General features: G+C 43.4%; 10 protein-coding genes. 3 read left to right on the forward strand and 7 right to left on the reverse strand.

Going from position 1 to position 14,058, the window contains the following annotated elements; all coding sequences use genetic code 11:
- Positions 1-6: 6 nt before the first annotated feature.
- Both LEP1GSC058_RS00260 and LEP1GSC058_RS00265 read right to left on the reverse strand, forming a co-directional pair.
- The gene (locus tag LEP1GSC058_RS00260) at positions 7-3,051 is read right to left on the reverse strand and encodes an LIC_11026 family protein (protein WP_016547517.1); all 3,045 of its coding nucleotides are present in this window, start codon (positions 3,049-3,051) and stop codon (positions 7-9) included.
- A gap of 17 nt (positions 3,052-3,068) precedes the next feature.
- Positions 3,069-3,410: an STAS domain-containing protein gene (locus LEP1GSC058_RS00265; RefSeq protein WP_010411951.1), complete on the reverse strand. Its 342-nt coding sequence runs from the start codon at positions 3,408-3,410 to the stop codon at positions 3,069-3,071.
- A gap of 192 nt (positions 3,411-3,602) precedes the next feature.
- Here LEP1GSC058_RS00265 and LEP1GSC058_RS00270 point away from each other — a divergent pair, with 192 nt between their 5' ends.
- The 3 genes from LEP1GSC058_RS00270 to LEP1GSC058_RS00280 all read left to right on the forward strand — a co-directional run bounded on the left by LEP1GSC058_RS00270 (position 3,603) and on the right by LEP1GSC058_RS00280 (position 8,801).
- Positions 3,603-4,601, forward strand: a complete 999-nt coding sequence (locus tag LEP1GSC058_RS00270) for a glycosyltransferase family 2 protein (protein WP_016547741.1) — start codon at positions 3,603-3,605, stop codon at positions 4,599-4,601.
- Between the two features lie 178 nt (positions 4,602-4,779).
- The gene (locus LEP1GSC058_RS00275) at positions 4,780-6,741 is read left to right on the forward strand and encodes a hypothetical protein (RefSeq protein WP_039947782.1); all 1,962 of its coding nucleotides are present in this window, start codon (positions 4,780-4,782) and stop codon (positions 6,739-6,741) included.
- A gap of 47 nt (positions 6,742-6,788) precedes the next feature.
- Positions 6,789-8,801: a PAS domain-containing protein gene (locus LEP1GSC058_RS00280; protein WP_016547596.1), complete on the forward strand. Its 2,013-nt coding sequence runs from the start codon at positions 6,789-6,791 to the stop codon at positions 8,799-8,801.
- Positions 8,802-8,814: 13 nt separating this feature from the next.
- On the opposite strand, the gene LEP1GSC058_RS00285 is transcribed toward LEP1GSC058_RS00280, so the two are convergent.
- The 5 genes from LEP1GSC058_RS00285 to LEP1GSC058_RS00305 form a co-directional block, all read right to left on the reverse strand.
- Positions 8,815-9,633 carry a sterol desaturase family protein gene (locus LEP1GSC058_RS00285; RefSeq protein WP_039947784.1) on the reverse strand — a complete coding sequence of 273 codons (819 nt, stop codon included), beginning with the start codon at positions 9,631-9,633 and terminating at the stop codon, positions 8,815-8,817.
- A gap of 124 nt (positions 9,634-9,757) precedes the next feature.
- Complete coding sequence (locus LEP1GSC058_RS00290; protein ID WP_016547711.1) at positions 9,758-10,834, reverse strand: helix-turn-helix transcriptional regulator; 1,077 nt, start codon at positions 10,832-10,834, stop codon at positions 9,758-9,760.
- Positions 10,831-11,592 (reverse strand): Rossmann-fold NAD(P)-binding domain-containing protein, encoded by a 762-nt coding sequence (locus LEP1GSC058_RS00295; protein ID WP_016547615.1) that lies wholly within the window; start codon positions 11,590-11,592, stop codon positions 10,831-10,833. Before LEP1GSC058_RS00295 ends, LEP1GSC058_RS00290 begins: the two co-directional genes overlap by 4 nt.
- 4 nt (positions 11,593-11,596) lie before the next feature.
- Positions 11,597-12,898 (reverse strand): adenylosuccinate lyase, encoded by a 1,302-nt coding sequence (gene purB, locus LEP1GSC058_RS00300; protein WP_016547701.1) that lies wholly within the window; start codon positions 12,896-12,898, stop codon positions 11,597-11,599.
- Positions 12,899-12,989: 91 nt separating this feature from the next.
- On the reverse strand, positions 12,990-14,057 hold the full coding sequence (locus tag LEP1GSC058_RS00305) for a hypothetical protein (RefSeq protein WP_016547637.1): 1,068 nt from the start codon (positions 14,055-14,057) through the stop codon (positions 12,990-12,992).
- Position 14,058 lies beyond the last annotated feature (1 nt).

Genomic DNA, 14,058 nt, shown 5'->3' on the forward strand with positions numbered 1-14,058 from the left:
GTTTTATCACTTATTATACGTCTCGATTTCGCTCTGGGCTCGTTTTAAGAAATTGGCCAACGGCATTCTTTGCTGAGAAACCTGATTATTCTCCAAATTGACGAACGTCCCCAAGACGGATCTCTTGAACAAAATCACGGCGTAGACCAGTCCTTTAGACAATTCTAATTCGATTTTATCCACTGCATAGCTAGTGTATATGAAATCAGTCAGCAAGTTGGACGGAGCGAAAATATTTATCGCACTTTTGCCGAAGTCGCGACCGATTTGATAAACGCTGAAGAATAAATTTAGGTTTGGAATCGGATCGCCGAGATTTCTTCCCCAAAGATTTATATCCGCTTTGATTTTACCATCGTCGATCTTACCTCTGCTGCGACTCGGAAGCAATTGTTTAAGATCGATGTCCTTTACCCGCAACGCCAACGAATATTCCATTTTTTCAGGAGCTCCCGCACCGACGTTTATGATTACGTCTTTTCCAAGAACTTCTCCGTCCAACGTGTATACTTTAAGGAAATCCATTCGTAAATAATTTTCCGAATAATTTATGTTTGCGGAGAGTCCCGGAGATCCTCCTTTCGGTTTTACGTATTCGAACGGCAATCCTTTTAGGGCAGGATGAGTTCCCACTATTTCCCTAATCGTAAAATTCGGCTCCGGTAACCGACCGTAATTCATCACAAACTTTCGCTTATCGCCTTCGATCAGATTTCTAGTTTCTTTCATTGAAACGTCGTGCTGGAACGGAACCGAGGCATTCAATCCGTCTATCCTGTACAGCTTGCATTCCGGACTCGGGCAAAGCCTATTGCTTACGTAAAGACTTGATTCCTTAGAGGAAAAATTACCGGAAATCATAGACCCAGCCCATCGGAAACCGAGACTTAAATCTCCTCGAAACGTCAATCCCTTGATCAAGTACGCGTCTTCCTTTGAGAGTAAACGGAAAGATCCGCTTAGATCCGGTGAAAAAGGACCCATGGAAGGCGGAACCTGGTCTTGCTTCGGACGCGACAAGATTCCCGATGACTGGAAGGAAAGTTTGCCTGCAAATGCGGAAAAGTCCATCTGCTTCAAATGGATTTTATCCGCGGGAGAACCGTCGATCAAAACACCGACCTTAAGCTTACCGTCCTTGATCTCTAAGGCCGGTATCTGCAATCCTAATCCTGCTTTGATCTCCTGAATCGGTCCCTTTTTAGAATAGCCGATATCTCCGGAAAGTCCGATGTTAGCGCCCAATTGTGAACGGAGAGGTATTAAAGATTCCCGGAGCACCAACGGTAAGAGGGGGAGCAACTCGTCTAAATTCGACTTTAATTTAGCGTTATTTAGATCTACGCTTAAGAGTTCCCCCAAGCGAACTTTACCTCCGCTTTCAAAGCTAAAGGATTCATTTCCCGCCGGGGATGATATCCCGATCGAAAGAGGGGAGATATGAATCTCTTTCAATTCCCAAGCTTTATCAGGAAATTTTAATATTCCTTTTAATTTTCCGTCCAAAAGAATATTTCCCGAGTTCCCTCGGCCGAATGCAAAACGAAACCCGGTCGCTTTCATTTTTAGATTCAGATCCAACGAAGAAAAGTCGGCGGCACGGACTCCCAAATCTGCGGATAAAAGTCCGGCCAATCCCTGCGAATACGGAGCGAGTGAAAGCCGATCCAATTTCAAATCGAGACTTAACGCTCGCTCCCGAATCTTCGGATCTCCTGAGTAGAATAGCGTTCCGAATAGAGTCGCCTCATTGTACAAAATTTTAAGTTTTTTTATGTCTAAAGCTCCGATCCACGGAAGAGGATTCGATCCTGTAGCGGCCTGAGTCGTTGAGGGATAAAATCTTGCGTCCCAATCCAGATACAATTCCGGAATACGATAAGTTTTGCCGGCAAGTCTTAAATCCAATCCGTTAGCTTTGATTTCTCCTATTACCCGAAGGTCCTTGGTGGTCCCTTCCAGCAAGACCGGGGCTAAAGAAGCTTCGCCTTGCATCAAAATTCCCGTAAACCCCAAGCTCTGAAGAAAATCGGAAACCGGAGCTAGACGAATTTTAGATTTCTGTAAAGCGACATTTACGAGTTGAGATTCTTCTCCGACCCCGGAAATTTTTCCGCTACCTTCCAACCAGGAGTCCTCATTCACTTTAAACTGCAAATTTCCGAGTATGAGTTCCTTCAAATCGGGAGAATATTCTAAATCATATTTAAACGAGAATCCGAAGGGCGCCACTAAGCGATTCCTAAGTCGTAGAGGAATTTGTTCGGATCCTATATCCAATTTCGAACGAAACGCCTCCAGGGAGTTTCCTCTTTCCCAAATCCAAGTAAATCGAAACGGATGGTCCAGACTCCTGGAAGAATCTTCGAATCGAATACGGATCTGTTTTTCGGGATTCAATCTGAATTGAAAATCGTCGATTAACTGCAAAGCGGTCAGATCCAGAGGAATTTTCGTAAACCGTTTCGTATCGAGCTCCACCCCAAATTCCAATCCTTGGAGTCCGGCCGAGTATGATTTCGATCCTCCGCTCGACCGAATACTTATCTTCATATTTTTGAGTTCGAATCGGAAGAATGCGCTAACCGGAAAATAGGTGCGAATCTGTGTTAAGGATTCGGAAGAAGGAGCCGGCGGAGGTTCGGATGCGTTTTTCGAAGGCGGAAGAATTGTCGCGACATTCCAAATTTTCCCTTTTTGAACCAGGTTCAACTCGAGATCCTCGAGGGATATCCTGGATAGCTTCAATCTTCCAAAGAAGAGATACGGAAGATTGTAAGAAAATTCAAACCGTTTCAGAGCGAGAAGCGGTTCGCTGCCCCATTCGGATGAAGCACGAACGGTCAAATCTTGAATTCGGATGCCGTAAAGCAGGGAGAACTTCTGCACATTCCCTTTTACTTCCCCCCGGACAAGCGGCACAAAAACCCTGTCAAAGAGAATCTGTCCGGTAAAGGAGTTAAAGAGACTGTGATAAAGAAGAAATAGCCCGACAACTATGGCTAAGGAAACTTTTCGCTTTTTGAGGATCTGAAAGACCGGAGAGGCCACCTGAATTTCGGGTAAAATTAGTATTCGAAAGACTCGATAGCCTCTTCCAAGGTTTTGTAGATCTCAAAAATGCTAGCGAGTTTGGTAATCTCCATCAAGTTCTCAATATCGGAATTTAGGTTGGTAAAAACCATTCTTCCTTTGAGTCCGTCGATATGTTTGTAGATGTTCAAGAACATCCCCAACCCGGCGGAGTTGATGAAGGGCACTTTTTTAAGGTCGATAATAAACTTCGGGACGTCACCCTTCGAGATATACTCCTCGATTTTTTGTCCAAGTTCGAATTCGTTTCCAGCCTTGATGGGTCCTTCGATCTTGATAATGTGGACGTCGTTTTTCGTGGTGACTTTGATTTTCATAACCCTTTCTTGGATTTTTGTGCAAATATAGGATCTGCATTATAGTCGTCTTGTAAAGTCCTTTTTTACGAGATCACTCTCAAATCCGGCCCTGCTTTGCAAGAAAGGACGCCTATCGGTTTCGGCCGAAAGAATTATGTGGAATAATGATCGACATTTTGACCGGAATGAAACAACGTACCATCGTCAAAGATGGCTTCCAAACCACCCCTTCTATCCGTCGTCATTCCCATTTACAATGAGGAAAAAACAATTCCGGAGCTTGCTAAGCGACTGAATTCCCTCTTAAAAATCTTAAAAACCAAATTCGGCTTCGGTCCCGCCGATTCGGAAATCCTATTTGTAAACGACGGCTCCCGCGACGAGAGCGCGGAAATTCTAAAAGAGTTATGCGAGTCCACCCCTGGCTTTTTCCTCGTGAATTTATCCAGAAACTACGGGCATCAGCTAGCTATTACCGCGGGAATCGATGTGGCCCGAGGCGAGGCGGTGGCGGTTATGGACGGCGACCTACAAGATCCCCCCGAATTCGTGGCCGATTTATTTGAAAAAATGAAGGATGGGTTCGATGTCGTTTATGCGCGAAGAAGAACCCGTGAAGGCGAATCGATTTTCAAACTTCTCACGGCCCATCTCTTTTACAGAACTTTGAAAAAATTAACCCGATTCGATATTCCCATCGATACGGGTGATTTTCGTATTATGAGTCGCAGAGTTACCGACGTATTAGTCTCCATGAGAGAACAACATCGGTATATCCGCGGACTAATCGCTTGGATCGGATTTCGCCAAACAGGATTGGAGTACGATCGTGATGAGCGTTTCGACGGTGAAACCAAATTTTCCGTCGGGAAGATGCTAAAATTCGCATTAGACGGAATCACTTCTTTTTCCTCAGCGCCTTTAAAGCTCTCGTCTTATCTGGGCTTCTCCGCCGCATTTGCCGGAGCCTTATACACGATTTATATTTTATATTTGAAGCTATTTACGAATAATACCATTCAAGGCTGGACCTCGGTAATGATCGTGGTTCTGATACTTGGCGGGATTCAGCTACTTGCGCTCGGGATGATCGGGGAATATTTAAGTAGAGTTAACGACCAATCCAAGAATCGTCCTCTGTATGTGGTCGAAAAAATTTATTCCACTGAGACGGCGACGGCTCCTAAAAAGAAATCGGTCCGGAGCTAACGATCTTTCTTTTAAGAACAAACTCTTCGAATCGTTTCATCGCTCAATAAAATCGAGGATCTCTAACCGTACGAAATCGTCTAACCGTGCCTGCTGATTCCGGTTAGGAAAAATCCTTTCCCCCAAAAACGCATCCTGTAACCTGATCGAGAAAACTCTACGGATGTTTGGGGGCAAAATGAATCGTCTTTCGGATAGAATTCTAGGCTTTTTTTTAATTTCGGCCGCATTGTTTCTGACCGGAATCATGATCTGGAAGAATTGGTCTGCATTCCTAAACATCTGCCCGATAAAAGATCTGCTTACCTGGGATGAAAATATTCGCCTCAACCAATTACTAGACCAATATCAGGATTTTCGAGACGGAAGGTATTGGCGCGGCTTCTTTCCTTTTTTAGAGGCATCGACATGGCCTCCTCTCAGGTCGATTTTTTCTCTCTTTATGCTTTGGGGTCCCGGAGATTGGCCGATCACTTGGAAAGATTCGTTCCTCGGATTAATATTTTATGCGCTCTGCTTTCCCACAATAATTTATATCAGCTTTCGAATCACAGGCTCATTAGTTTTCTCCGGCGCAATTTCCATATTTATTCTGGCGATGTCTCTTCATACGACCGAAACTCCCGCTTACAGTTTATCTTCAATGTTGGAAACGCAGGGAATGTTCGTATTGCTTTGGGTCTATTTCTCGTTATATAGACTCTACGATTCGGTGCAAAATCTAGGACCGGGCGCCGAATTGCAAAAAGGAAGTAAAGTTCCGGTGCTCGTTTCCTTGGCCCTGCTCTCTTTATTTTTCACAAAATACCCTTACGGTCTTTTACTTTTTATTTCCCTATTTTTGTATGAAGGAATTTCCCGGTTTCCAGAAGTGATCGGTTTCTTCCGGTTTGCGATTCGGGTTCATTACAAAAACTTACGCTTAGTTTTTCTGGTATTAGTAGTCGGGCTCGTTTTTTCCCTTCCTGTCTTACGAGTCGTCACGGATTGGAATTTAGATCAAAGGTCATTTAAGAAAGTCTTATATTTTCTAACCGTCATCCTATTTTTAGACTTTAATTATTTCTTATTTAAATACAGCGATGAAGCTAAAAGCTTCACGCCTCCGTCCCTTCGAGTGCTTTACATGTACGCGATACTTCCGAGTTTCGTCTGGCTGTTTGCCAATTTGGACAGGGTCATGAGCCTAGTAAACGCGCAAATGATCGTGAACAAATATGTCAGAAGTTTCATACTAAGCCTTTTCGAATCTCCAAGTGATAGGATCCCGGCGAGTCATGTATTCGACGATCCCTGGGTTTTTCGTATTTTTTTTATAGGCTCGTGCATACTCATCGCAATCTGGCTTTATCTTAGATCGAAAGATAAAGATGCGAATATAAAATCAACCTATGACCGGGTTCTTCCGAATTCTCCGGAAGGAAAATTGGATTCATTACTTGTAAGGTTGGAAGGTTTATCCTGGCCCGCCGCACTGAAAGATCCTCTATTCGCGATTTCAGCAGTCGTCTTCCTACAGTACATCGTGATCGATATTACTACCGGCAACAAACAATTAAGGCATGTCTTTTACCCTTTACCGGCTTTACTTTGGATTTTGAGTTTATGGTTCTTCCGAGCAATCAAAGATTCGAAAAAATGGCAAAGCCAAGTTGTGATGTTTTTATTTTCGGGAATCATTTTTGCCTGGGGGATCTCCTTATTTTTCAGAACGGGAGGTCTTCTAAATGTTTCCTATTATCAGTCGCATGCATTCTGTTTAAAGGGTTTCGAAGAGCAAGTATTTCAGCCTGCGCGCGATTTTGCCTCCGAGATAGATCCGGGAGGAAAATACATAGCATTTAACGCCTTCCATGACGAGGAAAATTTTCAAACGCCTGGACGCGTTCTAGCTTCAGAGCTCGATCTTTTGTTCAGATTAAAGACTTTGGATAAGGGCAAATACAGGAACGATAATAAATATCGCTGGAAAAACTGGGAAGAATTCGACAGACTCATTTATGTCGGGCCGAATTGCGAGCTCCCCGACAAATATAAGAAGAGAACCGACAGTCTAGGATATGCAATCGAACCGTTAGCTGAGTACTCCAAAGAGAAAGGGCAGTATTGCATGAAGGAATTTCGTCTAATTCATAAATAATTTTCCCGTAAAGGGAAATACGCTCGCTCCGGAGGATCTAGAAACTCGTGTCGAATCCCTGGCTATTGCCGTCACTTCTAGCCTCCTTGCCGTCGGGAATTTTTTTATTCTCCATATATTTCTATCTCTATTATAGGGAAAAACAGAAAGCCCTGCTTATGTGGGCCATCTGCTGCTTCTTCCATATTCTGTTTTACGTCGGCAATATCTTTTTAGCAGCGGGAATGAGCGAGATTTACAGATTCTATCCTAATGTGACCTTCGATTTTTTAATTGCGACTTTCCAATTGGCCGGATGCATGTATTTCTTAAAAAGGTCCACGCCGCGCATAGTGAAAGTAATCTTTGTGATCGTCGGAGTCTGGGCCGTCTATCTAGACCTTATTAATACCGAAAATTTTTTATTGATGACTCCGGTTTATATCCTAATCGGATTTTCCCAGATATTTACCGGTATTTCCTTTTTAAAATTAACGGAAAACAATATCGGGAAAACGCTCACGGGCTGGATATTCATTCTATGGGGTTTTCTCATTCTAAATTATCCGGTTCTGAGACCGATGCCTGAATATGCGCATATCGGTTTTTTAATCGGCGGTTTTTTTAGAACCTCCGCCGCGATCACCATTCTGTTATTTTATTTCGAAGAGACTAAAAACACGTTACAGAAAACCCAAAATAATTATAAAAAGATAATAGATACCACTCAGGAAGGGATTTGGATGATCGATAAAGACGCGAACACTTCCTTTGTGAACGATAAGATGTGCGATTTTCTTGAAATATCAAAAAAGGATTTTATCGGAAAATCCCTATTCGACTTTATCGAACCTGAATATAAAGCGAACGTCGAAAAGAGATTAACCGAAAGGCAATCAGGATTAAGCGAAATTCACGAATTTCATTTTAAAAATAAAAAAGGCGAATCCATTTGGTTATTGATGTCCAGTAGCCCGATTTTCGATATTCACGGAAATTATGAAGGTGCGCTCGCTATGAGTACGGATATCACACCGTTCAAGAGGGCCGAGAGCGCCCTAAAGGAGCGTGAACGACAGCTTTCCACTTTGATAAAGAATCTACCGGGAATCGCATATCGATGCAAAGTGAACATCGACTGGACGATGGAATTTATTAGCGACGGATGCTTTGAATTAACCGGCTATTCTCCTTCCGATTTCGTAGATAATCGGACCGTTTCGTTCGGAAGTATTATCCATGAAGAGGATAGTGAACGAGTCTATAATGAGGTCGTGACTGCCATTAACGCAAATCAATCCTATCGTCTGGTTTATCGCATTTTGCATCGAAATGGCTGCCTTCGATGGGCTTGGGAACAAGGTTCCGCCGTAAAGGGAGAAAATGGAGAAATTTTAGCTTTAGAGGGATTTATCACCGATTTTAGCCAAGTAAAGGCCGCAGAAGAGATAATGTCAAAAACTCTTGAAGAGAAGGAGATCCTACTAAGGGAGGTCCATCATCGAGTGAAGAATTATCTACAAGTGCTCTCCAGTTTGCTATCCATGCACATGGATTTGAGCGAAGAATCCGAATCAAAATCGGTGCTTTCCGAAAGCCAAAATCGAATCCAGTCGATGGCTTACGTGCATGAATCGCTGTACGGAAAAAATTCCGTTAGCGATGAGTTCTTTCCCGAATACGTCGGCAGACTCGTTGAAAGTCTTTTACGATCTTTCGGATACCAGACGCACGAGATTCAGATAGATCTTCGCTGCGAACCGGTTCCTCTTAGGCAAAACGCGTTTATCCCGATCGGTCTCATATTAAACGAATTAGTCACAAACGCTTTAAAACATGCGTTTACTTCAATGCCTTCCGTCGAAGTAAAGTCGCTCGGGATCGCTTTTTACACAGAAGGTAACTGGGTTCACTTAGAAGTGAGCGATAACGGAGGTGGTAAAGACTCGAAAGCTCGACCGTCCGAGTCCATGGGTTTAGAACTCGTAGATCTGTTAGCCAAACAACTAAAGGGAAACGTTCTCGATTTGACTCATCGTCAAGGAACGATGACTCGAGTTCGATTCCCGATCTTAGGTTAATCCGTTACTTTGATCACACGCTTTGCGTGTTTGCAACAGTGACCGAAACTTCTTCCGGATCCCGGTTAGTAACTTCCCGGAAAGTTTCCAAATATTTCGGATGATTCGTTCCCATTAATCGATCCCAAATATTAAAATATAATCCGTAATTACAGTTAAAATATCGATGATGCATATTGTGATGCGTCGTGGTATTATGCCATCTAAGAAGTTTATTATCCAAAAATCCTTTCGGAAATAGTTCGAAGGAGAGATGACCTAAAACGTTTAGAAAATTGCTATAAAAGAAAAAAACCAAAAGGGCTATCGAATGCATCGGCAAGATCAAGGCCGCTAAAGGTATAATCCCCGCTTCGACGACCGCTTCGTATGGGTGGAAAGAAAAAGCGGCCCACGGAGATGGGTTTGTGGATCTATGATGAGTTAAATGCATTCTTTTGAATAGGAGCGGATGATGCATTAACCGGTGAGTCCAATAAAAATACGTATCATGTAACAATATTAATGCCGCGATGCTGAAGACCATGTAAACGACTCCGTAATCGGAAACCTTATCGTACAATAAAGTAAAGCCTTGCTCTTTCATCCAATAGACCAAGATTCCCGAAGCGGCAAAAATAAATAAAGTTAGGGCGGAATATTTAAGCTCGTAATAAATCTTATCTTTTTCAGGCAATCGCGATTGGATAATCCTGTGTTTCAATTTATCCCTAAAAACATACCATATAAAGAAATAAGCTAACCCGGCCATGAATAAATATCTTACCCATAGTGTCACGAGCGTGAATACGTAGTAACCTTCGTATCCGATTTTTTGAACCAACTCAGTCATGATTCCACCTCGCTACCTTAGTTTCTTTTCACTTTCATATTTTAACAATTAGAGCGGCGAAATCCTATTAGATCCTGAAAACAGCTAGCCGATTCCGAAATCGGGGAGGAATTATCGGCCAATTTTACGTCTGAGGTTGCCTTTCGCGATTTTTACGAAATTCGGTCGGCGTTACGCCGGTAAGTTCCTTAAATGCCCGATTAAACGGACCCAAGGATTGGTATCCTAAATCCATAGCGATTCGAATGATTGGGAGCTCATCCTTTCTCGAATCCAATAGGATCTCACACGCCTCTTGGATCCGATACCGATTCAGGAAGTCGGGAAAATTTCGAAAACCCATCGCCTGGTTAATTAGACGCCTTAATTTATATTCCTGAACTTCCAAATCTTCCGCCAATTGTCCTATCGTTAATCCGTCCTTTCGATAGAGCTTTTCTTCTTCGAAAGCGACGACCAATTTTTTCTTTAAAGCCGGGTCCGCTTGTATGACCCGTTCTTCTTCCTCGCTTTCTCCGTCAGGCTCCGGATCGACCAAACCGTCCTTAAGCTCGAGCACTAAATGCATGAACGCAAGGATTAATCCCCAAGCAAGAATCACATTCAATAAATCCAGAATTTCAGAGAGAGCTTTTCCGCGTAAAATCAGATGAGAGAAAATCCCGAAAGTGATTACGCTTCCCGTAACAAGAATGTGGACCTCCCTCAATCTGCGTCGAGTTTCCACTAAGTCGTCTTTTCTTCCTGAGTACGTCTGCAGAATCGCAGCAAGAACGAATGCAAGAGAAAGTAATGTAGGAACTATGATATGAGCGAGTACGGTTTCCGATTCGATCGGCCCCCTCATACTGATTTCATCCAATACCGGATAAACCAGTAAAGCTGAAATCAAAATCTTTCCCGCCAATAACGACCAATGCCACATCCTCGGCTTAAAATTATCCACGAATATGGCGGAACTCAAGATCCAGAAAAAAAATGGTAAACTAAGAAGTCCTCCGAATAACGCGACACGAATCGGAAGAAGAATAAGTCTGTCCGGATCCAACGAAAGGATAATATAGCAGATTATCCCGAAAGAGAAACCTGCCGCGATTCGAATTCGGAGATCGTAATGATATCTCCAGGCAAATAATCCTATGAGAAAGATTAAATTCGAAAGACAAAAATAATGAAGGATATTTGTGATCTCGGAGATCAAGTGAGTTCTTCCAGTTTTTCCAATTCTCCCCAAAAGTCCTTTGTTTGTAAACCAGGAAGAAATTTCCTAATTAGACTGCTGTCGACAAATGCGTCTTCCCGATCCGATTCCTCCTCCTTTCTCGGGTCGATTTTTCCATTATCTTCCAAAAACCGGAAGATTTCAAACCAAGTATGCCATTGGTTGTCGGATAATAAAAGCTCCGATGGGAGACCATCCTGACTGTCTAGGAGGATTCTTCGAAGAACTTGAATAATATCTTCAACATGAACTAAGTTCAGTTGTCGCTTGGCTTTTTTAACCAGACCTTTTCGCGCCCAATCACCCGGATTCCGTTTCGGTCCGTAGATCCCGCAAAGCCTTAAAATTTTTCCCCCGCTCTCCAAGAATCGGTCTTCGATTTCGTAACGCTCGTGGCCGGAATTTTTAGCGGTCGTCTCGAGTATATCCCCTCCGCGTCGATAAACACTCGTCGTCCCGAGCAACCAAAATCGGCGAGCGACTTTCGGCAAGACCTCCAAAAACAAATCCCGGGTAGCAAGAGAATGAATCGGGAAGGTTACGATCAAAGCATCAAAAGGGGAGATTTCAAATTCGGACTTAAACCTTCGGATCGCTTCCGGTTTTGCGAAATCGAATTTTTTAGAGGTTTCAGTATGAGTGTTTGCCGAAAAACCTAAAACCGGAAGGTCAACTTCCAATGCGCGAAGTGCTCGCAATCCGGTATAACCTAATCCGAGAATTGCGAAAGAATCCATCAGATTATTCTAATCCAAGACGTTTGTAGATCAGACCGACTTTTGCCAGGTAAGGTTCGATTCGGAAAATTGAGTCCAGATCATCCGGCTTCAGAACGGCTTGAACTTTCGGATCCGCAGCGAGTCTTCCTTTCAAGGTCTGAGTTTGGTCAGCCCAAACCGCCATCGCATGTCCTTGAACTATCGAGTACGCATCTTCTCGAGTAATTCCTCCTTTTTCGATCAAGTGAAGAAGGACCTTTTGAGAAAATATTAAGCCCCGCGTAATTCCTAACGTTCTTTCAATTGCATCAGGATAAACATGCAGGTTTTTGACTACAAAGAGCATCTTATCTAAAATGTATTCAAGCGCTATCGTCGAATCCGGGATAACGATTCGTTCGGCAGAAGAATGAGAAATATCCCGTTCATGCCAGAGCGGAACATTCTGCAAAGCCGTTTGCACGTTCGAACGCACAACTCTGGAGATTCCTGAAATTCTTTCGCAGATCACTGGATTTCGTTTATGCGGCATCGCCGAGGAACCCTTTTGTCCCACGGAAAACGGTTCTTCCACTTCGCGACCCTCGGTCTTTTGCAAGAGACGAACCTCGGTAGCAAAGCGATCTAAGCTAGCGGCAGTCACGCCGAGAGCGGACATATATGCTGCATGTCTATCTCTAGACACGACCTGAGTCGCGATCGGATCCGGCTTTAAACCTAATCGTTCGCATACATACTCTTCTATATCGGGTTCGATATTGGAATAAGTCCCGACCGCGCCGGAAAGTTTGCCGACCGCGACTTCTTCCTTTGCAATTTGAAGGCGGCTTCTGTTCCTCCGCATCTCTTCATAAAAAAGAGCGAATTTTAATCCGAGAGTCATCGGCTCTGCGTGAATTCCATGAGATCTACCGATGCAAGGAAGGTCTCTATACTGAATCGCCTTTTCTCGGATCGCCTCGATCAGTTGATCGGTCTTACGAAGAATGAGTTCCATCGCCTGCACCATTTGTACACATAAGGCGGTATCGCCGATATCGGACGAAGTAAGACCGTGATGTACGTGACGTCCGGCGGGACCGATATAAGAATTCATATTGGTTAAGAACGCGATCACATCGTGATGAACCTTCGATTCGATTTCCAGTATCTCATCGACCTTAAAACGAGCTTTGGACAGAATCTCTTCGAAATCCTCTTCCGGGATTTCTCCCTTCTTAGTTCTCACTTCGCAGGCGAGAATTTCGATCTCCTTCCAAATATTGAATTTATTTTCTAGCTCCCAGATTCTTGCAATTTCCGGGTTAGAATAACGGTCGATCATCGGAACTTCCTGGGGGAAATCTCCCCTCTCTATGATAGGATTTTGAACCTTAAGCTTTCCGTAAACGGGAAAAAGCCGTGTTAGGAAGACGTCAACCTAAGTCGAAAGACCTCACAAACTCTTTGATCAGATTGATATGATCGACCTCGGGCGAGGGGTTTTCCTTGCTCGGTTCGTAAAGGTGCTCGTCGAAAACATGATAGTCGAAAATTTTTAATTCGAAATCCGGAATCGTAATAATGATATTTTCCGAATGGATATCGAAGATTAATTTTTCCTCGTTAGCTAAATAACGGGTCACTTCGATAACTCTATGAAAATCCATGGCGATCTTTTTGAGTTTAGCCTTGCTGATAACTCCGAATCTATGAGTATCGAAATTTAACTTCCATTTGGGGAAAAGAGCGTCCTGAATAGGGTTTTGTCGAATCTTCTCGTTTAAGCGGATGAACTCTTTTAAGTGCTTTCCCGGTAAAAGATTTTGGTTATCGCATGGAGTGAGAGTGATGACGGGAATTCCAAACGGACTTTTGCGAAACCGGAGTCCCATAAAAAATCGAGTAGGAAGCACCAGATCGGGAATCAAGCTTTTGAGTTTCCAATAATGAAGCCGCTCCAAACCCAATCTCGCGAACTTAAATCGAATCTCGTCCTTCGCGGACTCTTTCCAGGTGGCGTTTTGCAGGAATTCCATCAGACGGATTTCTTCCGGCTTTAGATATTTTCCTAGATTTCTTTGGACCTCTTTGTACAACGAACCGAAAATAGGATCGGATGGCAGCTTCGATTTTCCTATTTTAACAACCTGGTTCCAAGGTAACGCATACACGAACTTATATGAACCGCGTCCGATATAGTTCTCTGATGCGAGCGGCATGAAGCTATCCAGGAATTCCCGACCGTAACGGTGAGTAATTCTGAAGACATGAGAAACGGGAAAAACCCTTTCGTATAATTTCCGGAAGAATCCGGATTGTCTGAGACGAAAATCAATCGGAAGATCTTCGAGCGGTATCCGCTCTCCGGCCTTTTCGGGGTCGAAGAAAAGTTCTTTATCGAGTCCCTTTTCTAGGATCTCGATAAAGTTGGGAATTCCCGGAGAGTTCCAGAAATTCCGAATCGCATCTCCAAATTCGGAGAGTCTTCCCTTCTTTGCCATT

Source organism: Leptospira fainei serovar Hurstbridge str. BUT 6, assembly GCF_000306235.2.
Classification (GTDB): domain Bacteria; phylum Spirochaetota; class Leptospiria; order Leptospirales; family Leptospiraceae; genus Leptospira_B; species Leptospira_B fainei.